The organism is Actinoplanes sichuanensis (assembly GCF_033097365.1).
GTDB lineage: Bacteria > Actinomycetota > Actinomycetes > Mycobacteriales > Micromonosporaceae > Actinoplanes > Actinoplanes sichuanensis.
Genome location: NZ_AP028461.1, coordinates 7,987,349 through 8,008,993 on the forward strand (window position 1 = coordinate 7,987,349; position 21,645 = coordinate 8,008,993).

Annotated in this window: 20 protein-coding genes; 9 read left to right on the forward strand and 11 right to left on the reverse strand. The window is 71.2% G+C overall.

Annotated features, from left to right (window positions below):
- Window positions 1–65 precede the first annotated feature (65 nt).
- Window positions 66–3,152, forward strand: a complete 3,087-nt coding sequence (locus tag Q0Z83_RS36575) for an ATP-binding protein (RefSeq protein ID WP_317787840.1) — start codon at window positions 66–68, stop codon at window positions 3,150–3,152.
- On the opposite strand, the gene Q0Z83_RS36580 is transcribed toward Q0Z83_RS36575, so the two are convergent.
- From Q0Z83_RS36580 to Q0Z83_RS36600, 5 genes are all read right to left on the reverse strand, one after another.
- A complete protein-coding gene (locus Q0Z83_RS36580; RefSeq protein WP_317787841.1) occupies window positions 3,078–3,839 on the reverse strand; it encodes an ABC transporter permease in 762 nt (253 codons plus the stop codon). The two genes, Q0Z83_RS36575 and Q0Z83_RS36580, sit on opposite strands and share 75 nt — an antisense overlap.
- Window positions 3,836–4,771, reverse strand: coding sequence for an ATP-binding cassette domain-containing protein (locus Q0Z83_RS36585; RefSeq protein ID WP_317787842.1), 936 nt, complete (start codon window positions 4,769–4,771; stop codon window positions 3,836–3,838). The genes Q0Z83_RS36580 and Q0Z83_RS36585 overlap by 4 nt, the downstream gene beginning before the upstream one ends.
- A 67-nt stretch (window positions 4,772–4,838) precedes the next feature.
- Window positions 4,839–6,947: an esterase-like activity of phytase family protein gene (locus Q0Z83_RS36590; protein ID WP_317787843.1), complete on the reverse strand. Its 2,109-nt coding sequence runs from the start codon at window positions 6,945–6,947 to the stop codon at window positions 4,839–4,841.
- Window positions 6,948–6,956: 9 nt separating this feature from the next.
- A complete protein-coding gene (locus tag Q0Z83_RS36595; protein ID WP_317787844.1) occupies window positions 6,957–8,108 on the reverse strand; it encodes a glycosyltransferase 87 family protein in 1,152 nt (383 codons plus the stop codon).
- A 53-nt stretch (window positions 8,109–8,161) separates the two neighbouring features.
- Window positions 8,162–8,365 (reverse strand): hypothetical protein, encoded by a 204-nt coding sequence (locus Q0Z83_RS36600; protein ID WP_317787846.1) that lies wholly within the window; start codon window positions 8,363–8,365, stop codon window positions 8,162–8,164.
- 66 nt (window positions 8,366–8,431) lie between these two features.
- Between Q0Z83_RS36600 and Q0Z83_RS36605 the strand changes: the two genes are divergently transcribed.
- Together Q0Z83_RS36605 and Q0Z83_RS36610 are read left to right on the forward strand one after the other, a co-directional pair.
- Window positions 8,432–8,872: a MarR family winged helix-turn-helix transcriptional regulator gene (locus Q0Z83_RS36605; RefSeq protein WP_317787847.1), complete on the forward strand. Its 441-nt coding sequence runs from the start codon at window positions 8,432–8,434 to the stop codon at window positions 8,870–8,872.
- Window positions 8,873–8,927: 55 nt separating this feature from the next.
- Entirely contained in the window at window positions 8,928–9,608 is a 681-nt protein-coding gene (locus Q0Z83_RS36610) for a hypothetical protein (RefSeq protein WP_317787848.1), read from the forward strand.
- Here Q0Z83_RS36610 and Q0Z83_RS36615 read toward each other — a convergent pair whose 3' ends face one another.
- The gene (locus tag Q0Z83_RS36615; protein ID WP_317787849.1) at window positions 9,609–12,560 is read right to left on the reverse strand and encodes a bifunctional [glutamine synthetase] adenylyltransferase/[glutamine synthetase]-adenylyl-L-tyrosine phosphorylase; all 2,952 of its coding nucleotides are present in this window, start codon (window positions 12,558–12,560) and stop codon (window positions 9,609–9,611) included.
- Window positions 12,560–13,345 (reverse strand): type 1 glutamine amidotransferase, encoded by a 786-nt coding sequence (locus tag Q0Z83_RS36620; protein WP_317787851.1) that lies wholly within the window; start codon window positions 13,343–13,345, stop codon window positions 12,560–12,562. Before Q0Z83_RS36620 ends, Q0Z83_RS36615 begins: the two co-directional genes overlap by 1 nt.
- Before the next feature lie 34 nt (window positions 13,346–13,379).
- Between Q0Z83_RS36620 and Q0Z83_RS36625 the strand changes: the two genes are divergently transcribed.
- The gene (locus Q0Z83_RS36625; protein WP_317787853.1) at window positions 13,380–14,303 is read left to right on the forward strand and encodes a quinone oxidoreductase family protein; all 924 of its coding nucleotides are present in this window, start codon (window positions 13,380–13,382) and stop codon (window positions 14,301–14,303) included.
- On the opposite strand, the gene Q0Z83_RS36630 is transcribed toward Q0Z83_RS36625, so the two are convergent.
- On the reverse strand, window positions 14,300–14,737 hold the full coding sequence (locus Q0Z83_RS36630) for a GNAT family N-acetyltransferase (protein ID WP_317787854.1): 438 nt from the start codon (window positions 14,735–14,737) through the stop codon (window positions 14,300–14,302). The genes Q0Z83_RS36625 and Q0Z83_RS36630 overlap by 4 nt on opposite strands.
- A 93-nt stretch (window positions 14,738–14,830) precedes the next feature.
- On the opposite strand from Q0Z83_RS36630, the gene Q0Z83_RS36635 reads away from it, so the two are divergent.
- Window positions 14,831–15,190, forward strand: a complete 360-nt coding sequence (locus Q0Z83_RS36635; protein WP_317787856.1) for a VOC family protein — start codon at window positions 14,831–14,833, stop codon at window positions 15,188–15,190.
- Between the two features lie 24 nt (window positions 15,191–15,214).
- On the opposite strand, the gene Q0Z83_RS36640 is transcribed toward Q0Z83_RS36635, so the two are convergent.
- On the reverse strand, window positions 15,215–15,907 hold the full coding sequence (locus tag Q0Z83_RS36640) for a helix-turn-helix transcriptional regulator (RefSeq protein WP_317787857.1): 693 nt from the start codon (window positions 15,905–15,907) through the stop codon (window positions 15,215–15,217).
- Between the two features lie 56 nt (window positions 15,908–15,963).
- On the opposite strand from Q0Z83_RS36640, the gene Q0Z83_RS36645 reads away from it, so the two are divergent.
- Window positions 15,964–16,104 carry a hypothetical protein gene (locus Q0Z83_RS36645; RefSeq protein WP_317787859.1) on the forward strand — a complete coding sequence of 47 codons (141 nt, stop codon included), beginning with the start codon at window positions 15,964–15,966 and terminating at the stop codon, window positions 16,102–16,104.
- A 10-nt stretch (window positions 16,105–16,114) separates the two neighbouring features.
- On the opposite strand, the gene Q0Z83_RS36650 is transcribed toward Q0Z83_RS36645, so the two are convergent.
- Window positions 16,115–16,540 (reverse strand): DUF350 domain-containing protein, encoded by a 426-nt coding sequence (locus Q0Z83_RS36650; protein ID WP_317787860.1) that lies wholly within the window; start codon window positions 16,538–16,540, stop codon window positions 16,115–16,117.
- 165 nt (window positions 16,541–16,705) lie between these two features.
- Here Q0Z83_RS36650 and Q0Z83_RS36655 point away from each other — a divergent pair, with 165 nt between their 5' ends.
- Entirely contained in the window at window positions 16,706–17,341 is a 636-nt protein-coding gene (locus Q0Z83_RS36655; protein ID WP_378078649.1) for an RNA polymerase sigma factor, read from the forward strand.
- Window positions 17,338–18,135, forward strand: coding sequence for a hypothetical protein (locus Q0Z83_RS36660; RefSeq protein WP_317787861.1), 798 nt, complete (start codon window positions 17,338–17,340; stop codon window positions 18,133–18,135). The genes Q0Z83_RS36655 and Q0Z83_RS36660 overlap by 4 nt, the downstream gene beginning before the upstream one ends.
- Window positions 18,136–18,338: 203 nt before the next feature.
- Here Q0Z83_RS36660 and glnA read toward each other — a convergent pair whose 3' ends face one another.
- Entirely contained in the window at window positions 18,339–19,691 is a 1,353-nt protein-coding gene (gene glnA, locus Q0Z83_RS36665) for a type I glutamate--ammonia ligase (protein WP_317787863.1), read from the reverse strand.
- Between the two features lie 113 nt (window positions 19,692–19,804).
- On the opposite strand from glnA, the gene Q0Z83_RS36670 reads away from it, so the two are divergent.
- Window positions 19,805–21,550 carry an NAD+ synthase gene (locus tag Q0Z83_RS36670; protein ID WP_317787865.1) on the forward strand — a complete coding sequence of 582 codons (1,746 nt, stop codon included), beginning with the start codon at window positions 19,805–19,807 and terminating at the stop codon, window positions 21,548–21,550.
- Window positions 21,551–21,645: the final 95 nt, after the last annotated feature.

Consider the following 21,645-nt stretch of genomic DNA (forward strand, 5'->3'; position numbering starts at 1 on the left):
TGCCAGGGCGGCGTCGGGCGATACGGAATCGACCCGGGATGCGTGCGGGCGGCAGAATCAACCGGGTGGAGATCGCGGTACTCGGGCCGGTCGAGGTCCGGGACGGGGACGGGGCACTCCGGCCGGTGGCGGGAGCGCGGCTGCGTACCCTCGTGGTCCTGCTCGCCCTGGACGCGAACCGTGAGGTGACCGCGGACCGGTTGATCGACGGCGTCTGGGGTGACGCGCCGCCCGCGGCCGCGGCGAACGCGTTGCAGGCCCTGGTCTCGCGGTTGCGGCGGGCCGTGCCGGGTCTGGCCGTGGCCGCCACCTCGGCCGGCTATCGCCTGGTCATCGACCCGGAGGCGGTCGACGTCCACCGGTTCACCAGGGATCCGACGGGGATGCTCGGCCTGTGGCACGGCGACCTGGAGTTCCCGGAGGTGGCGCGGCCGGAGGCGGTGCGGCTGGAGGGTCTGCGGCTGGCCGCGCGGCGGGCCCGGCTGGCCGACGAGATGGGCCGGCGAGATGTGGTTCCCGAGTTGGCGGCGCTGGTCCGGGCACATCCGTTGGACGAGCCGCTGGCCGCTCTGCTGATGCGGGCGCTGCGCGACGCCGGGAACCGGGGCCGGGCGCTGGAGGTGTTCGAGCAGGTCCGGCGGCGGCTCGGCGACGAGTTGGGGGTTGATCCGTCGGCCGAGCTGGCCGGGCTGCACCTGGAGCTGCTGCGGGAGACCGATGTGGCCGAGGGCAATCTGCCGGCCGAGGTGAGCAGTTTCGTCGGCCGGGCCGATGACGTGCGCGCGGTGCGCGCCCTGCTCGGCGAGCACCGGCTGGTCACCCTGACCGGTCCGGGCGGCAGCGGCAAGACGCGGCTGTCGGTCGAGGTGGGCGGTTCGCTTCCGGGTGCGGTGTGGCGGGTGGAGCTGGCTCCGGTACGGGACCCGGCCGAACTGCCGCAGACGATCCTGTCGACGCTGCGCCTGAGTGGTCCGGCACTGCGCCGGGTGGAGCCGGCGACGCCGCTGGCCCGGCTGCGGGAGGCGCTGGCCGGCCGGGATCTGCTGCTCGTCCTGGACAACTGTGAGCATCTGATCGAGGCGGCCGCCGAGGTGGCCGACGTGTTGCTGCGGGCGGCGCCGGGGCTGCGGCTGCTGGCGACGAGCCGGGAGCCGCTGGGGATCGCCGGTGAGCGGCTGTTCCCGGTGGAGCCGCTGGCCCTGCCGCCGGCCGGGGCCGACCTGGCGACGGCGGCCGCGTCCCCAGCCGTGCGGCTGCTCCTGGACCGGACCTCCGGTTTCACGCTGACCAGCGAGAACACCGAGCCGGTGGTACGGATCTGTCGCGCTCTGGACGGCATGCCGCTGGCCATCGAGCTGGCCGCGGCTCGGCTGCGTACCCTGCCGGCGGCGGTTCTGGCGGACCGGCTGGCCGACCGGTTCCGGCTCCTGACCGGGGGTAGCCGGACCGCGCTGCCCCGGCACCGCACGTTGCGCGCGGTCGTCGACTGGAGCTGGGATCTGCTGTCCGGCGACGAGCGGCGGGTGTGGCGGCGGCTGGCGATGCTGCCCGGTGGGGCGGACGTGACCGCGGTGGAGCGGATCTGCGGGCCGGACCTGGATCCGCCGGCCGCCCTGGTCGACAAGTCGCTGCTGGTGCTGGGCCCGGACGGGCGTTACCGGATGCTGGAGACGATCCGTGAGTACGGGCTGGAGCGGCTGGCGGAGGCGGGTGAGTCGGAGGCGGTACGGCGTACCCTCATCGCGCATTTGATCGATCTGGCCCGGGCCGCCGAGCCGCATCTACGCCGCGCCGAGCAGCTGGGCTGGCTGCGTCGGCTGAGTGCCGAGCACGACAATCTGCACGCCGCCGTCCGGGACGCGATCGAGGCCGGCGACCGGGTGAACGCGGCGACGCTGGTGGCGAATCTGGGCTGGTACTGGTGGCTGAACGGGCACCGGACCGAGGGGGCCCGGCTCTGTTCCGAGGTGATCGCCCTTCCCGGCCCGGCCGATCGGGCCGATCTGGCGCTGGTGCACGTGTTCGCGGCGCTCAACGGGGTCGAGGGCCCGATGGAGTTCGACGACGTGAAGGCGGCGTTCCACGCGGCCGAGGAACTGGCCGTCGGGGTGCTGGACAGGCATCCGGCGTTGCGCCTGCTGGGCCCGCTGTCGGCGATCTACTCGCACGTGGCGGAGGAGGCGACGTACGGCGGGGCCGAACTGCTCGCCGACGATCCGGATCCGTGGCTGCGGGCCATGTCGCGGATGCTGATCGGTCAGGTCCGGCTGAATCTCGGTGAACCGGCGGCGCCGGCCGAGGCGGATCTGCGAGCCGCGCTGGCCGGGTTCCGGCATATCGGGGACCGCTGGGGCATCGGCTACACGTTGAGTTCACTGGCCGACATGACGGCGGCGCGCGGCGATTTCGGGCAGGCGCTGGCCTGGCAGCGGGAGGCGCTGGCCCTGCTGGAGGAGGTGGGCATGCGGGAGGACCTGCCGCAGCTGTCGGTGAAGATGGCCCATCAGCTGTGGTTGAACGGTGAGCCGGAGGAGGCGCACCGGATGATGAAACGGGCCCGGGAGTACGCCCACGAGGTGGGGATTCCCGAGGTGATGGCCTCGGTGCACCACTGTCACGCGGTGATCGCCCTGGCCGAGGGTGATCTCGGCCTGGCGCAGGAGCACAACGAGACGGCGGTCCGGCTGATCGAGCATTCGATGTTCGCTCCGCAGTTCCGGGCGATGGCGCAGAGCACGCAGGCGCTGATCTACGGCGCGGCCGGCAATCTGGGGCTGGCCCGGGAGTCGCATCGGACGGCGATCCGGATCGCCGTGGATTCGAACGACTCGCCGGTGATCGCGCAGGTGCTGGCCGGGGTGGCGGACCTGGCGCTGCGGGCGGGTGATCCGGCGCGGGCCGCGTATCTGCTGGGTGCGGCGGACTCGGTGCGCGGCTCCGAGGACCGGACCGTCGAGCAGGCCGAGCGGACCTTCCGCGAAGCCCGCGCCGCACTGGGCGACGCGGGCTTCGATGCGGCGTACCGGCTGGGTGACGGGGTCACCATGGCGAACGCGCTGGCCGCGGCCGGTCTGGAGTCAGATCCGCCGGCGGAAGGCCCGGACCGACAGCGGCGCGAAGACCACCAGGAATCCGGCCGCCCACAGCAGTGACCGGGTGACCGGGCCGGCGACCGGGCCGCCGCTGAGCAGCCCACGGGTGGCGTCGGCCAGGATGCTGGTCGGGTTGACGTCGGCGAAGGTGCGCAGCCAGCCGGGCATGGTGTCCGGGTCGACGAACGCCCCGCTGGCGAACGTGATCGGGAAGAGCAGCACGAACCCGAAGATCTGCACCTTCTCCGGTTCGCTGACCAGCATCGCCACCAGCACCGACATCCAGGACGCGGCGAAGGCGAACCCGAGCAGCAGCCCGAACATGGCGAGCACCTGCACCGGGCCGGTCTCGATCCGGAAACCCAGGATCATGCCGAGTACGAGGAGCAGGGTGACCGCCCACGCCTGCTTGATCACGTCGGCGACGATCCGGCCGGCCAACGGGGAGAACCTGGCGATCGGCAGCGACCGGAGCCGGTCGAACACGCCCTTGCTGATGTCGGTGTTCAGGCCGACGCCGGTGTTCAGGGTGGCGAAGAGCAGGTTCTGCACGATGATGCCGGGCAGCGCGTAGGTCAGGTACTCCCCCGGTGTGTCGGCGATGGCGCCACCGAACACGTAGGTGAAGAGCAGCAGGAACATGATCGGCTGGACGCTGAAGTCGAACAGCTCGAACGGGTTGTGTTTGATCTGGACCAGGGTCCGCCAGGCCAGCGTGGCGGTGTTGCGCAGCGCCATCGTGGTCATGAGCGGCCTCCGGTCAGGCTCAGGAAGACCTCGTCGAGGCTGGGGCTGCGCAGCGCCAGTTCGGCCACCGACAGACCGTGTTCGTCCAGGTCACGAACCAGTTTGGCGAGCGCGCCGGGGTCGCTGACCGAGGCGGTGACGACCTCGCCGGCCACGTCGACCGGTCCGGTGGCGATCCGGCCGACCGCGTCGCGGACCCGGCCGATCTCGTCGGCGAAAGCCGGGCGGACGGTCACGGTCTGGGCGCCGGTACGGGCTTTGAGCTGGGCCGGGGTGCCGGTGGCGATGACCCGGCCGTGGTCGATCACCACGATCTCACCGGCCAACTGGTCGGCCTCGTCCAGGTACTGGGTGGTCAGCAGCACTGTGGTGCCGCCGGCGACCAGGCCGCGGACGATGTCCCACACCTCGTTGCGACTGCGCGGGTCCAGGCCGGTGGTGGGCTCGTCCAGGTAGAGCAGTCGCGGGTCGCCGACCAGGCTGGCGGCCAGGTCGAGACGGCGGCGCATGCCACCGGAGTATTTTCCGGCGGCCCGGTTCGCGGCAGCCGTGAGCTCGAAGCGTTCCAGCAGTTCGGCGGCGCGGGCGCGGGCGTCACGGCGGGACAGGCCGAGGAGCCGGCCGATCATCAGGAGGTTCTCGGTGCCGTTCAGGGTCTCGTCGACGGAGGCGTACTGGCCGGTCAGTCCGATCAGTTCACGGACCTCGTGCGGCTGCTTGACGACGTCGAAGCCGCCGACGGTGGCGTGTCCGGCGTCCGGGCGGATCAGGGTGGCCAGTACCCGTACCGCGGTGGTCTTCCCGGCCCCGTTCGGCCCCAGCAGACCGAGGACCGTGCCCGGGCGCACGGCCAGGTCGACGCCGTCCAGGGCGGTGGTGTCGCCGAAGCGTTTCACCAGCCCTTCGGCGCGGATCGCATAGGTGGTGTCCATGCCGGACACCGTGCTCGGCGGAGCTGACATGGCGCTGATACGACGATCAGCGCCATGTCAGGTCACGTCAGAGCAGCCGGCCCAGGTCGAGGAAGACCGTCTCGCCGGTGCTGTCGTCGAGCCCGTCGTTGTCGGTGACCGCGTAGGTGCGGCCGTTCCCGGCGACGGCGAGGCCCTCGACCTTGTCCTGCACCCAGCCGCCGTCCGCCTGAAGCAGCGGTAGCAGGTCCTTGACCAGCTTCTTCGACACGGTCGGGGTGCCGGTCCAGGTGGCCGGGACGTCGAACGTGTAGATCCGCTTGATCGCGGCGAGGGTGCCGCGCTGGTTGTCGCGCTCGATCACGGCGAACGTGTTCTGGTCGACGGCGACCAGCTCGGACAGGCCGACCCAGCCGGTGGGCGCGGTGTCGAGCGGGTAGAGCAGCCACGACCAGGTCTTGGTGGCCGTGTCGTAGCGGCCGATCCGGGTGACATTCGCCGGGTCGCCCTTGATCGGGCGTTGGACGGCCACCCACACCGATCCGCCGACCTCGGCGATGCCCTCCAGGCCGTTGCTGGTGATCGCGGCCGCCACGTCGGCGGACAGTGGGATCTCCTCCTGGACTCGGGCGCGCGCGTCGAGGCGTACCAGAGTGTTGGTGCCCTCGACGGCCAGCCAGTAACCGCCTGCCTTGCGCACGACGAGTCCCTCGGCGTCGTAGCCCACCGGCGCTCCGTCCTTGGTGACGGTCAGCTCGCTGTCGATGACCCCGCCGGTGGTGAGGCCGAGGATCCGGGTCGGGGTGTAGACGGCGTCGGTGACGCTCGCGAGCCGGTCGCGGCGGCCGGGAACCGCCGAGAGAGCGGAGAGCGCCCCCCACGGGATGTCGTGCTTCGAGACGACCTGTTCGTTGCGCGGCGAGCCGAAGCCGTAGACCTGGACGGTGCCGCGGATGCCGATCGAGGGGTCCTCCTCCTCGGAGGAGACGACGACCAGGTTGCGCGACGGGACCGCGACGACGCCCTCGGGGCCGTTCGTGGTCGGCAGGAGCTGCCGGAACTTCGGTTTCGAAGGGTTCGACACGTCGTAGACGGCGGTGAAGTCGCCGCGCTCGGAGTTGACGAAGACGTACGGGGTCCGGTTGAGGACCGCGAACGCGACGTTCTCCGCCTCGATGCCCTTGGCGTCGGAGCGCTTGTCCGGGTACTGGCCGTGGGCGACGGCGATGTGCTCCAGGCTGTCACCGGCGTCCCAGACGACCTTGCCGGTCCTCTTGCTGAAGATCGACCAGCCGCGCGACCCGCCCTCGTAGTCGCCCTCGTTGGCGGTGGCGAACAGGTCGTCGTTGATCCAGGCGACACCGTCCGGCTCACGCTTGGCGGTGATCGTGCCGTCCAGCGTGATCTGGTCGTCATCCTTCGTGTCGACCCCGGTGACGGTGACCGTGCCGGCGTCGATGCTGCGGACGATCCTGCCGGTGCGCAGGTCGACCACGACGAGGTGGTTGTTCTCCTGGAGCGAGACGACGGCCTCGTCGCGGGAGTTGATGCTGACATATTCGGGCTCCGGGTCCGTCGGCGCTATCGCCGACAATCCGGACATATCAACCTTGGTCACTTTCCACGTGCGGGTGTCGATCACGGCGAGCCAGCCGGCCGGGGCCTGCGGGATCGCGCCGTCGTTGACATCCTCGTCGCGCTCGTTCTCGATGGCCACGGCGATGTAGCGGCCACTCGGGGCGACGGCGACCGAGTCCGGCTGGCCGCCGAGGTCGATCTCCCGCTGCACGGCGCGGGACTTCGCGTCGATCACGACGAGCTTGCCGGACGGCGAGGTGAAGCTGGTCCGGGTGTTCACACCGGCGAGCAGCAGGCGGCCGAGGTGGGCGACCGAGGTGGGCTCGCCGCCGACGGCCAGGGTGCCGGCCGGCTTCGGCGCGGACGGGTTGCTGATGTCGACGAAGCCGAGGCGCTTGCCCGGACTGTCGGTGTAGACGACCGTGCGACCGTCCTCGGTGACGGTCGAGATCTCGGCTGCCGCGGTGTCGTCGATCGACGAGTTCAGGTAGGCCGGAAAGGTGGCGAGCCGGCGGAATTCCTCGGAACGGCCGTGCGCGGCCGCCGCGGTGGGCACGACACCCACCGCGGCCACGGCCACGACTGAGACGACCGCCGAGGTGGTACGGCGTAGAGACATGCGCTCTGCCTACGCGATGATCTTGACCTTCGCATGGACTTCAGACGAACGCGTGATGCCCACAGGTGTCCAGAGCAGCAGAGCCAGGCCGAACCAGACATAAACGTTGGCGCCGAGCAACTCCATCGGCGGGATCGGGGGTTTCTCCCACAGCCAGGTGATGTGCGAGGTCATCAGCACATACGCCGCCGCGCCGAGGGCGAACCGCGCCCGGTTCGAGTCGAACAGGAACAGGCAGCGCACCAGTGCCGGGATCACCCACACCCAGTGGTGGATCCAGGTGACCGGGCTGAGCAGGCAGCCCACGATGCCGGTCAGCGCCAGCCCACCGACCACGTCCTCCGGCGCCCGCGCCACCCGCCACGCCCACAGCGCCAGGGTCGCCAGCACGCACACCAGCCACACCTTCGACTCGATGGTGTCGATCGGCAGCCGGGCCAGGAACCCGCGCTCGGACTGGTTGGACACGATGTGCAGCACGCCCACCCGGTTGGTGTCCCACAGCGCCGAGGTCCAGAACTCCCGGGACTCGTCCGGGAAGAGCGCCCCGGCCAGCAGGGTGACACCGGTGGCGGTGCCGACCGCGGTGCCCAGGGCCCGCCAGCGCCTGGTGACCAGCAGGTAGAGGATGAAGACGCCGGGAGTGAGCTTGATCGCGGTGGCCAGGCCGATGCCGACGCCGGCCCATTTCCGGCCCCGGTCCAGCCCGAGGATCATGTCACCGGCGACCAGGGCCAGCAGCAGCGTGTTGACCTGGCCGAAACTGATCGTCTCGCGGACCGGCTCGAAGGACAGCGCCAGGCAGAAAGCGATCGCGAAGGCGAACTTGACCGGCCAGCCGCGGCGCTGGATCTCCGGCCCGGTCAGCCACCACACCAGCAGACCGGTGGTGATCACGGTGCCGAGGGTGGCCAGGATCATCACCATCAGCAGCGGCAGCACCGCCATCGGGGACATCACCAGGCCGGCGAAGGGCGGATAGGTGAAGCCGTACGGTGTACCGGGTCGCAGGAAGTCATAGACCATGCCGCCGTCACGGAACCAGTAGACGATCGCCCCGTGATAGACCCGGGAGTCGAAATACGAGTTACGGAACACCGCGAGAACGACGAGTCCCACCGTGATCGACGCCAGGCCGATGACCATCGCTTTTCGCTTCATGCAGCACTTTCCACGCCGCCGACACTACCGTGACGGCGCTGCCCGCCCCGCTGTCACCGACGGGCCGCCCGCTCGGCACGCTTGCGCTCGCGCTGCTCACGGGTATAACGCTTCCGGTTCTCCAGGTCTCGCTTCCACTGCTCGCGGGCGAAGTGGTCAGCGCCGTGGACCGCCCCCTTGGTCTGCGCCGGACCGATCATCGAGCGGAAGAACCAGTCGTCGAACGTCCGGTGGAACCAGGCCTTGAACCTCGACACGACGCCTCCCGATAATCGTTGGTGTGCCAATCATTTGTACACCAACTGTTGGTAGGCTGGCCACCGATGAGTGATCCGGTCCACGACCCCCTGGCGCTGGAGCAGCAGGTCTGCTTCGCGTTGTCGGTGGCCGCCCGCAGCGTCGTGGCGATCTACCGCCCCCTACTCGAGCCGATGGGCCTGACCCACCCGCAATATCTGGTGATGCTCGCCCTCTGGCAGCACTCCCCCCTGTCCGTGCGCCGCCTCAGCGAGCTGCTGCAACTCGACCCGGGCACACTCTCGCCGCTGCTCAAGCGTCTGGAGGCGATCGGCTACCTGCGCCGCGAGCGGGACCGGTCCGACGAGCGCAGCCTGGCCATCACCCTGACCGAGCGGGGCCGGGCGTTGCGGGCCGACGCCGAGAGGATCCCGCCCGCCGTGGTCGAGCGGCTCGGCATGCCGATCGAGGAGCTTCGCCGGGTGCACGAGGCGCTCACCCGGGTGATAGCCGCCGCGACCGGGTGAATCACCACCCCATCCATCAGTCACCGTCGTTGAGCACGACGGGAGGACGAGCCGGATGTGGATCTGCGTCAACTGCGGGGAACGCAACATCGGTGGGCCGGACGAGTGCCGAGTCTGCTCAGCGGTCCGGATCGTGTCGGTCTGGATCCCGGAGCCGGCCGAGCAACCCGCCCGCAGCCGGATACTGCCGGCCCTGCCGATCGCCGTCCTGGTCGGCGCCCTCGGCCTGGCCGCGGTGATCGGCGGCCCACGCCTGTTCAACTCCGGTCGGCCACGGACCGAACAGGCCGCGCTGCGAACCGCCGCACCGATCCTGGAAACCGTCCCCCTCGCCCTGGTCACCGCGCATCCACGGGTCGACCACCCGGGTGCGCCGGCGGTGGTGGCGATGCTCGACACCTACTTCCGGGGCATCAACGAGCGCGACTACCGGGCCGTCGCGACGATCCTCGACCCGGCCGGTGACATCGATCCCGGGGTGCCCGGCCAGTTACGCGCGTTCGCCGAGGGCACGTCGACCAGCCGGGACTCCGACGTCGTCCTGCTCGCCCTGACCGAGGCGTCCGCCGGGCGGCTCCGGGCCGAGGTGAGCTTCCGCAGCGAGCAGGCGACCGGACACGGGCCACCGGAACGGCCGGCCGAGACGTGCACCCGCTGGCAGGCCGTCTACCTGCTCACCGCCCACGGTGACGGCTACCGGATGCTGCGAGGCGACGCCACCAACCGGCCGTGCTGATCAGCTCTCCAGCACCCGCTCCATCGCCGCCCGGGAACGCCTGGTCAGCCGCAGGTACCGGTCCACGAACTCACCCGGGTCGCCGCCGCCCAGAAGGAGCACCGCGCCCGCCAGCTCGACCCCGTGCCGGGGCAACTGGTCGGTCGGCCGGCCGCGGACCAGTGTGAGGGCGTTGCGCACCTGCGCCGCGAGCGTCCAGCCGGCGGTCATCTCGGCCGCGTCCGCCTCGGAGATCTGGCCGCCCTCCGCCGCCGAGGCGAGCGCCTCCAGCGTCCGGGTCTTGCGCAGCTCCGGGACCGCGTGCGCGTTGCGCAGCTGGGTGACCTGCACCGCCCACTCGACGTCGGCCAGGCCGCCCCGGCCCAGCTTGGTGTGCGTGTTCGGATCGGCACCGCGGGGCAGCCGCTCGGTCTCCACCCGGGCCTTGATCCGCCGGATCTCGACCACCTGCTCACGGGTGAGGCCACCGACCGGATAGCGGACGCCGTCGGCCAGCACCTCGAACCGCCGGCCCAGCTCGGCGTCACCGCAGACGAACCGGGCTCGCAGCAGCGCCTGCGCCTCCCACACCTTCGACCAGCGGTCGTAGTACTGCCGGTAGGCCTGCAGGCTGCGCACCAACGGACCCTGCCGGCCCTCCGGGCGCAGATCGGCGTCGACTCCGAGGGCCGGGTCCGGGGCGGGCGCGTTGAGCAGGCGGCGCATCTCCTCGGCGATCGCGTGCGCGGCCGCGCTGGCCTCCCCCTCCGGGATCCCGGCCGGCGGCTCGTAGACGAACAGCACGTCGGCGTCGGACGGGTAGCTCATCTCGTAGCTGCCGAGTCGGCCCATGCCGATCACCGCGAACCGCAGGCCCTCCGGAGCCGGTTTGGCCCGCTGGGCGATCCGCAACGCCGCGTTCAGCGTCGCGTCGGTCACGTCGGACAGCGCCATCCCGATCGCGTCCACCCCGAGCGGGCGGTCCGGGGCCAGGTCACCGCCCTGGCTCAGGATGTCGGCGCAGGCCAGCCGGAACAGCTCCCGGCGGCGCAGCGCCCGGACCGCGGCGATCGCCTTCACCGGGTCGGCGTGCCGATCGCCGGCCGCAGCGAAACCGTCCAGCAGCGACTCCCGGGGGCGAGGCTGCAACTCGACGTCCTCGGCCAGCAGGCGCAGCGCCTCCGGGTCGCGGGTGAGCAGGTCGGTCGCGTACCGGGACAGACTCAGCACCCGGGCCAGCCGGCGAGCCACCGGGCCGGCGTCGCGCAGCAACCGCAGATACCACGGCGTGCTGCCCAGCTTGTCCGATACCTGGCGGTAGTTGAGCAGGCCACGGTCCGGTTCCGGGGCGTCCGCGAAGTCCTGCAGCAGCATCGGCAGCAGCGTCCGCTGGATCGCCGCGGTACGGGTCACGCCACCGGTCAGCGCCTCCAGATGACGCAGGGCGCCCACCGGGTCGGCGAATCCGAGGATCTCCAGACGTCGGCGGGCCGACTCCGGGGTCATCCGCAGCTCCTCGGCCGGCACCCGGGCGACCGCCTCCAGCAGCGGCCGGTAGAGCAGCTTCACATGCAGGCGGCGGACGTTGGCGGCGTGCCCCACCCAGTCCGAGCGGAACGACTCGACGGCGTCCCGGCCGGGCAGGGCGGTGTAGCCGAGAGCGGCCGCCAGCCAGCGCAGCCCGGCCGGATCGTCCGGCACGGTGTGCGTACGCTTGAGTTGTTGAAGTTGCAGCCGGTGCTCGACGCCGCGCAGGAAACGGTAACCACGCAGCAGCGTCTCGCCGTCCTCGCGGCCGACGTAGCCGCCCGCGACCAGGGCGCGCAGCGCCGGGAGCGTCCCGCCGCAGCGCAGCGACTCGTCCACCCGGCCGTGCACCAGCTGGAGCAGCTGCACCGCGAACTCGATGTCGCGCAGCCCACCCGGACCACGTTTGATCTCGCGGTCCAGCTCCTTCTTGGGCACGTTGTCGATGATCTTGCGGCGCATGTCGCGGACGTCGGCGACCGCCTCCGGTCGCTCGGCGGCGTGCCACACCAGCGGCGCCAGGTCGGCGATCCACTCCTGCGCCAGGGGCAGGTCACCGGCGGCCGGACGAGCCTTGAGCAGCGCCTGGAACTCCCAGGTCCGGGCCCAGCGGCGGTAGTAGGCCTGGTGGCTGGCGAGGGTGCGGACCAGCGGACCGCGACTGCCCTCGGGACGCAGCGCGGCGTCCACCGGCCAGGCCACCTGCCCGCAGATCTCGATCAGCCGGGCGGCGATCGTGGTGCCCGCCGACAGGTCCTCGTCACCGGCGGCCACGAAGATCACATCGACGTCGGAGACGTAGTTGAGCTCGTTGCCGCCGCACTTGCCCATCGCGACGACCGCGAGACGCGGCTCCGGCGTCGCCGCGGGCAGGCCCGCGACGGCGATCGCGTAGGCGGCGGCCAGCGTCTCGTCGGCCAGCCGGGACAGGGCGTCCATGGTGGGTTCCAGACCGCGGCCCGCCGTCAGGTCGGCGGCGGCGATGCGCAAGAGCGAGATGCGGTACGCGGTACGCAATGCCGGCACTGTCAGCTGATCGAAATCGGCCAGCCCGCCGTCGGCATCCGGGGGCATGCCGCTCGTCCCGGTCGCCAGCGTCCGCCAGTGCCCCGGATTGGCCACCAGGTGGTCGCCGAGTGCCGACGACGCCCCGAGCACCGCGACCAGCCGCCGCCGCAGCCCGTGGTCGTCGGCCAGGGCGCCGAGCAGGTCCTCCGGTGGGGTGCCGGCGCGCTCGGCCGACTCCACCATCCGGTGCAGCTGGCGCAGCGCCACGTTGGGGTCGGCCGCCTTGGACAGCGCGTCCAGCAGCACCGCCGCCCGCTCGTCGGCCGGGGCCTGCGCCTCGGTGTCCCACAGCCGCAGCCCACCCGGCCCGAGCAGGTCGGTGGCGCGGGCGCCGTTGTCGGCGAAACCGTACCGGGCGAGGCGGGTGGGCCTGGTCATCACTGCCCCAGAAGTGGCAGGGTCCGCCCGGTCCCGGGGTTCGGTATGTCGGCGTCGGCGAGCCGACCCTGCGCGAGCGCGGCGAACCGGACCGCGAACGGCTGCCACACCTCCTCCACGTCGGCGAGCACCCCGACGGTGGCCGCCACCACGGCCTCCTCGTCGTAGCCCAGCTCGGCCAGACCGGCACCGTCCGACCGCGCCCAGTCGGCGATCATCGCGGCGTCGCACTCGATGTGGAACTGCAGGCCCCAGGCCCGGTCGCCGATCCGGAACGCCTGGTTCGGATAGCGGGTGGAGGCGGCCAGCAGCACCGCACCGGCGGGCAGCTCGGTGATCTCGTCACGGTGCCACTGGAGCACGTCGGGCAGCAGCGGCACCCACTTGAACAGCGGGTCGTTGTCGGCGGCGTCGCGCTTGGCGACCAGGCCGGGGCCGATCTCCGGACCGGCGGTGCTGCGCCCGACCGAACCACCGTGCGCCCGGGCCAGCAGCTGCCCGCCCAGACAGACACCGAGCGTGGGCACCCGGAACCGGACCGCCTTGCGCAGCAGCCCCTCCAACGCCGGGAACCAGGGCGCACCGGGCACTCCCGCGGTGTCCGGGAACGCGTTCTGATCACCACCCAGCACGATCAGCGCCAGATAGCCGTCCAGGCTGTCCGGCAGCTCGTCGCCGGCGTGCGGCCGAAGCACGGTGAGCTCCAGCCCACCCTCGGCCAGCCAGTCCCCGAGTCGGCGGAGGTCGTCGCTGGGGTCGTTCTCGATGACTAGTGCGGTGCCCACGGGTTGAGGCTATCCGAGCGGGTATGAATGGGTCATGCTCGCCGCTGTCATCACCGCGTTCGGCGGGCCCGGCGTGTTCGCGCTGACCGAGATGCCCGAACCCGAGGGTGACGTCGTCGACGTGACGCTGGCCGGGGTCAACTACGCCGACGTCTACCGGCGGCGCGGGGAGTACGAGCGGCCGCCCCTGCCCGCCGTGCTCGGCGCCGACGTGGTGGGCCGTCGTCGGTCCGACGGACGCCGGGTCGCCGCACTGCTGCGTGGCGGTGGTGGTTACGCACAGGTCGCCCCGGCGCACCACGTCGTCGAGGTGCCCGACGAGGCGGGTGACGAGCAGGCCCTCGCCGTGCTGGAGCAGGGGCTGACCGCCTGGCACAGCCTGCACACGCTGGGCCGGGTCGGCGCCGACGACGTCGTGGTGATCACCGCGGCCGCCGGTGGGGTCGGTCACCTGGCCGTCCAGCTGGCCCGGGCGGCCGGAGCCCGGGTGATCGGCGTGGCCTCGTCACCGGCGAAACGCGCGTTCCTCACCGAGCTGGGCGCGCACGCCACGGTCGACTCCAACCATCCGGACCTGGGTGCGGCCCTCGACGAGACGCCGACCCTGGTGCTGGACAGCGTCGGCGGGCCCACGTTCGAGCAGCTGCACGGGGCGCTGGCGCCGTTCGGGCGGATCGTGGCGTACGGCGGGGCCGCCGACGTGCCGAACACGGTCGCGGTGGACGATCTGATGACCGCGTCGACCGGGGTGCTCGGCTTCTGGCTGCAGCGGGTGCTGGACGACGAGGAGCTCTACCGGTCGAGTGCGGCGCGGCTGTTCCATCTGGCCGGCCGAGGGCTGCTGACCGCCCGGATCGGTGGGCGGTACCCGCTGTCGGCGGTCGGGTCGGCGCACGCCGATCTGGAGAGCCGCACCACCTCGGGCAAGCTGGTGATCGACGTACACCGCCTCACCTAAGGCATCCACCTCGCGACGACCTCGTCGTCCTCGGTTTCGCCGGTCTCGACGAAGCCCATCGACAGGTAGAGGTCGCGGGCCGCGGTGTTGGCCGGCTGGTAGCTGAGCGCCACGTTCGGGGTGCCCGGCTCGGTGATCAGCCGCTCCCGCAACTGCCGGACCACCTCGCGGCCGATGCCCTGCCGCTGGAGCCCCGCGTCCACCACGAGGCCGCCGATCCACCGGCTGCCGTCGTCGTCGACCGCCCAGATCACGAACCCGACGACGGCGCCGCCGCGGACCACGGCGAGCGGGTTCCAGGTGTCGCCGTAGTGGCACATGCACAGGTAGTAGGTGACCTCGGCGACGAACCGCTTCTGCTCCGGATGGACGGTGAGCGCGGCGCAGTCCCGCCAATTGCCGGCGGTGACCGGTTCGAGGCTGATGTCTTCCATTCGGGTGATCTTGCCAAAGCCCGGAAACACCGACAGGACGGTGTCGGGCCGGGCCTCCAGAGTGAAGGAGTTCCGAACGAAGGAGAAGAGATCATGTCCGCAGTGAACGGCATCGCCTGGTTCCAGATCGGCACCGACCAGCCGGAGGAGGCCGAGCAGTTCTACGGCGGCCTGTTCGGGTGGACGTTCGACCGGGAGGTGCCCGGATACCGGATCATCACCACCCCGGCCGAGGGCGGCATCCAGGGCGGGCTCGCCGACACCGGTGGCCAGGGGCCGAACCACGCCGTCTTCTCGGTACAGGTCGCCGATGCCGACGCCACCTGCCGGGCGGCCGAGGCCGCCGGCGGCAAGGTGCTGGTTCGGCGCCGGTCGGCGGCCGGCATCGAGATCGCCCACCTGCTCGACCCGTCGGGCAACCAGTTCCAGGTCTTCCAGCCGCCGGCTTCCTGATCGCCCGGGGCCGGCCCGGGGCGATCAGGTGAGGCTCAGCGGGCGCAGCCGGTGTGGGATGTCCACGCCGGCCTCGCTGAGCGACCGCGGTGGCGCCGCCTCCCGGGTCGGCGTCACCGAACTGATCCGGTCGGCCCGGAAGATCCGCACCCCGTCGCGCAGTCGGCACCAGGCGATCAGATACCACCGCTCGCTGACGCCGACATAACCCAGCGGCTCGATGTCGCGCAGGGTCACCACGCCGAACCGGTCGGCATAACCGATCCGGAGCACGCAGCCCACCGGCAGCGGGCCGCCGGCCAGGCGTGGCAGGGTGATCGGGGTCGCGTCACCGGCCAGCTGGATCCGCCCGGCCAGGTCGTGGGCGGCGGCCACATCCTCCGGGCGCATCGCGGCGAGCACCTTGCGCAGCGCGGTCGCCGCGGGCTGCCGGAACGGAGTGCCGGCCATGCTGCGCAGGGCGAGCGCCATGGCCACCGCCTCCTCCGGAGTCAGGTTGACCGGCGGCAGGGTGTGCGCGCGATCCAGGCAGTAGCCGCCGGTGCGGCCCGGCTCGGCCCAGATCGGGGTGCCGGACTGCTGCAGGGCCGAGATGTCCCGCTCGACCGTGCGCACGCTCACCTCGAACCGCTCGGCCAGCCAGCGGGCGCTGCGTGGTCGGGGGGCGACCGCCCGCAACTCCTCGACGAGCGCATACAGCCGATCGGTTCGATTCACCCCACGACCATAAAGCGGGGGTACGACAGAACGCGCGCTGTCCTAAGCTGCGCGCCATGACGCAGCAGCAGTCCGCGGTGGCCCGGCCGGCGGCGGTCCCGCTGATCCTGGCGGGCGGGGCGATCGCCGAGGATCCGCCCCGCATCCGCCGTCTCGGGATGGCCGCCGCGATCGGTGACTTCGGTCGCGGCGAGTGAAACCGGTGGATCAGGCGATGCAGGCGCAGACGATCAGGGCCGCCCCGAAGTGCGAGGCGGCGCTGACCAGCGCGCCCGGGTGCCGGTCCTGGGTGCAGATGACCTCGCCCAGCTTGCCGGGGGTCAGCCAGTCCAGCACCAGGAAGGCCAGGCCCATGATGCCGATGCCGATCACGCCGAACAGCGCGGTCGACGCCAGCCCCTGGCCGAACGACTCATATGTGGTGAAGATCGAGGTGAAGACGATCGCGGCGATACCCAACTGGTTCGAGGCCAGCAGCAGCGCCGCGTTCGGGTTGCGCTCCACCCAGATCAGATCACGCAGCTTGCCCGGGGTGAGCACGTCGATCAGAACGAACCCGACGGCCATCAACACGATGCCGACGCCGCCGAACACTATGCTGCGCCCGGCACCCTCAAGCAGATCTTCGAGCACGACTTCTCCCTAGTCAGATGTGGTCCGCACAAGACCGTATCGGAGCGGATCTACCGAGTCGATCGGACGCCTGACGCCACGGTGACGTTTTTTCATCAGTCGGCGCTGTACCAGGGGAGCCCGCATGCGGTGTGTGGGGCCGAAGTGAGGCGCGGAGGTCGTTGGATGATGGCACCGGAGGGCCTCGACGCGGTCGTGCAGGCGGCACAGCGGGGCGACGAGGAGGCGTTCCGCCTGCTCTACCGCACCCAGCAGCCGGCTCTGTTGCGCTATCTGCGGGTCCTGGTCGCCGAGGACGCCGAGGACGTCGCCTCCGAAGCCTGGCTGCAGATCGCCCGCGACCTGCGTAAGTTCTCCGGCGACTGGGACGGCTTCCGGGGCTGGACCGCCACCATCGCCAGGCACCGTGCCATGGACCTGCTACGTGCCCAGCGCCGCCGCCCGCAGGCGAGCGCCCCGGTCGAGTATCTGACCGAGCTGAGCGCCGACGACGACACCGCCGATCGGGCCATGGAGCTGGTCACCACCGACGCGGCGCTGGCACTGATCGCGACGCTGCCGCCGGAGCAGGCCGAGGCGGTGATGCTGCGGGTGGTGGTCGGGCTGGACGCCACCACCACCGGCAAGATCCTCGGACGGCGGGCCGGCGCGGTCCGTACCGCCGCCTATCGGGGTCTCAAACAGCTCGCCGCCCGGCTCCCTCCGCAGGCACCTCAGCGCCCACCGGAACAGCGGCGGACATCCACCTGGACCAACCCGGTGACAACTTCGGCGGCCGCGGCGCTGAAGGAGATGAGATGACCAGCCCCGAGGAGTGGAGCGAGATGGACCGGAGGACCGCGGACCGCCTGTTGCGCGGCGACCGTTCCGGGCACCCGCTCGACCAGGTGCTGGCCGCCGCCACGGCGCCCGCGACCGCACACGAGCTGGCCGGGGAGGCCGACGCGATGGCCGCGTTCCGGGCCGCCGCGCACGCGCCCGCTCCACGGCGGCGCTCCTCGATGCTCAGGTCCGCGGTGGCCCGGCTGCTCACCCTCAAGGTGGCGGTGGTCGCCCTCGGCACCTCGGCGACCATAGGGGGTGTGGCCCTGGCCGCCAACACGGGCGCCCTGCCCGGACCGCTCGGCGACGACTCGCAGACCGTCTCCGCCCCGGCGAGCCAGACTGCCTCGCAGACGCCGAAACAGGCCGTCTCCACCGTGCCGCAGCCCGCCGCCACGCCCACCGTCCGCCCGGATCGGGTGTCCGAGCTCTGCCAGGAGTTCACCCTCCACGACCGGGACACCCGGACGCGCGCCCTCAACGACGGCCGCTTCGGTGAGCTGGTGAAACGAGCCGGTGAGAAGGACCGCGAGCGGGTCGAGCAGTTCTGCGGCAGCCGACCCCGGAACAACACCTTCGGTGGTACGTCCAGTCCCCGACCGGACTACCCCAACCAGTCGAGCTATCCGGCCTATCCCGATCAGCCGGGCGGCTACGGCGACGACAGAGACGACGACCAGTGGTCGGACGACGGCGACGGCGACCAGTGGTCGCCGAAACCACGGCCGAGCGCCAGCGCGAGCCCGAGCAACAGCCCGAGGCCGCGCAGATGAAGCCGGCACCCGGCGGACCGGATCTGGGGAACGGGCGGTCCGCCGGGTGCCTTTAGCGGTCGGTTACCGGTAAGGGTCGCCCCCACCCAGCGACCGGCAACCGCACCAGCCAGGCGGTGACGGCTCGGACACCGTCGCCGCCTGGCGCCTCAAACAGAAAGGGCCTTCCCGATCCGGGAAGGCCCTTTCTGGTACGCCTGGTGTTACAGGGCGCCGAGGTAGCGCTGCCGCTCGTACGGCGTGACCTCGCGGCGGAACTGCTCCCACTCCTGACGCTTGTTGCGCAGGAAGAAGTCGAAGACGTGCTCGCCGAGCACCTCGGCGATCAGCTCGGAGCCGGACATCACGTCGATCGCCTCGGACAGGTTCTCCGGGAGCGCCTCGTAGCCGGCCGCCTTGCGCTCGGCCGGGGAGAGCGACCACACGTCGTCCTCGGCACCGGGCGGCAACTCGTACCCCTCCTCGATGCCTTTCAGGCCGGCGCCGAGCATGACCGCGAAGGCCAGGTACGGGTTGGCCGCCGAGTCGATCGAGCGGACCTCGACACGCGCCGAGTTGGGCTTGCCGAACGCCGGGACGCGGACCAGCGCCGACCGGTTGAGGTGGCCCCAGCTGACGAACGCCGGGGACTCGGTGATCCGGTCCGGGAGCTGCAGCGGGAACAGGCGCTTGTACGAGTTGACCCACTGGTTGGTGACCGCCGTGTACTCCCGGGCGTGCACCAGCAGACCGGCGATGAACGACCGGGCCGTCTTCGACAGCTTCTGCGGGTCCTCGCTGTCGTAGAAGACGTTGCGCTCGCCCTCGAACAGCGACAGGTGGGTGTGCATGCCCGAGCCGGGCTGGTCGGTGTACGGCTTCGGCATGAAGGTGGCCTTGACGCCCTGCGACAGCGCCACCTCCTTGACCACGTGCCGGAACGTCATGATGTTGTCGGCCGTGGTCAGTGCGTCCGCGTAGCGCAGGTCGATCTCCTGCTGGCCGGGCGCGACCTCGTGGTGGCTGAACTCGACCGAGATGCCGATCCGCTCCAGGGCCAGCACGGCCTGCCGGCGGAAGTCACGGGCCACCGCGTGGGTGGTGTGGTCGAAGTAACCGCCGGTGTCGACCGGGACCGGCACCGACCCGTCGTTGTCGCCATCCTGGATCAGGAAGAACTCGACCTCGGGGTGGGTGTAGAAGGTGAAGCCCTTCTCGGCGGCCTTGGCCAGGGCGCGGCGCAGCACGTGACGCGGGTCGGCCCAGGCGGCGCTGCCGTCGGGCAGCAGGATGTCGCAGAACATCCGGGCGCTCTCGCCGGAGACACCGCCCTCGAACGGGAAGACCTGGAACGTGGTGGGGTCGGGCATGGCGACCATGTCGGACTCGTAGACCCGGGCGAAGCCCTCGATCGCCGAGCCGTCGATGCCGATGCCCTCCTCGAAGGCGGACTCCAGCTCGGCCGGGGCGACCGACACACTCTTCAACGTGCCGAGCACGTCGGTGAACCAGAGCCGGACGAAACGGATGTCGCGCTCCTCGAGCGTACGAAGCACGAACTCCTGCTGTCGGTCCACTGCCACCCCTCGTTCGGAGGTCTACCTATCGAGCCGAGACTACGCTGACCTTCACCTGTGACGTCGGCCCGGGTCGGGATCAGGAGGCCCGGACAGGGGGAACAATGTGGGGCATGCCCACGTTGCGCATCGCCCTCGCTCAGGTGAACTCGACAGTCGGTGACATTCGCGGCAACGCGGATTCGGTCCGGCGCTGGTCCCGGCAGGCGGCGGACGCCGGAGCACACCTGGTGGCGTTTCCGGAGATGATGCTGACCGGCTATCCCATCGAGGATCTGGTCTTCCGCAACTCGTTCGTCGAGGCGTCCCGACGGGCGCTGCGGGCCCTCGCCGCCGACCTGGCCGCCGACGGCCTGGGTGAGCTCGCGGTCGTGGTCGGTTACGTGGACGCCGACGGGCCGCCGGCGATCAGCTCCGACGCCGTCCCCGGCAGCGGTCGGCGGGACGCGTCCGCGCTGCTGCACCGGGGCGAGGTGGTGGCCACCTACTACAAGCACCACCTGCCCAACTACGGCGTCTTCGACGAGGACCGCTACTTCGAGCCCGGCGACACGCTCACCGTGGCCCGGCTCGGCGGGGTCGACGTGGCGCTCACCGTCTGCGAGGACATCTGGCAGGCCGGTGGGCCGTTCACCGCCGCTCGGCGGGCCGGGGTGGGGCTGGTGGTCAACATCAACGCGTCGCCGTACGAGCTGAACAAGGACGACGTGCGGCTCGCCCTGGTGCGGCGCCGGGCCGTCGAGGCGGGCGCCACGGTGGCGTTCGTCAACATGGTCGGCGGGCAGGACGAGCTGGTCTTCGACGGCGGCTCCATGATCGTTTCGGAGACCGGGGAGCTACTCGCCCGCACCGGCCAGTTCAGCGAGGAGCTGCTCGTACACGATCTGGAACTCGATCTCAAAGAGCCGGAGCCCGGCCCCACGGCACTCAAGATCGACCGGGTGGCGACCGACGTCGTCCTCACCCCGCCGGCCGACACCAGGCGGGGTGGCATCGCCGACCGCGTCGAGGACGCGGCCGAGATCTGGTCCGCCCTGGTCCTCGGCCTGCGCGACTATGTGAACAAGAACCGGTTCCGCTCGGTGATCTTCGGTCTGTCCGGCGGCATCGACTCGGCGGTGGTCGCCGCCATCGCCGTCGACGCCCTCGGCCCGGAACGGGTGGTCGGCGTCTCCCTGCCCAGCGGCCACTCCTCCGACCACTCCAAGGACGACGCCGCCGACCTGGCCAAACGCACCGGCCTCGACTACCGCACCGAGCCGATCCAGGCGATGGTCGACGCGTTCCTGGCGAACCTGTCGCTGTCCGGCCTGGCCGTGGAGAACCTGCAGGCCCGGGTCCGCGGCGTGATCCTGATGGCGCTCTCCAACCAGGAGGGGCACCTGGTCCTGACCACCGGCAACAAGAGTGAGCTGGCGGTCGGCTACTCGACGCTCTACGGCGATTCGGTCGGCGGGTTCAATCCGCTCAAGGACGTGCCGAAGACCATGGTGTGGCAGCTCGCACGGTGGCGGAACACGCAGCCCGGCACACCCCCGATCCCGGAGAACTCGATCACCAAGGCGCCCAGCGCGGAGCTGCGGCCCGATCAGAAGGACTCGGACTCGCTACCCGACTACGAGATCCTCGACCCGATCATCAAGGGCTACGTCGACCAGGACCTCGGTCGCGACGAGCTGATCGCGGCCGGCAACGATCCGGCCCTGGTCGACCGGACGCTGCGCATGATCGACCTGGCCGAGTACAAGAGGCGTCAGTCGGCCCCCGGCACCAAGATCTCCGGCAAGGCGTTCGGCCGCGATCGTCGCCTCCCCATTACGAACCTGTTTCGAGAAGGACAGGCAGTCGATCCACTCTAGGGTGGCGGGCGGGGCGGTTGGACGGGTGTGAAAACCTCCACTCACCCCTGACCGGCGGGCGGTTCCCGGTGCGACGATGAGCGCACCCGGGGACC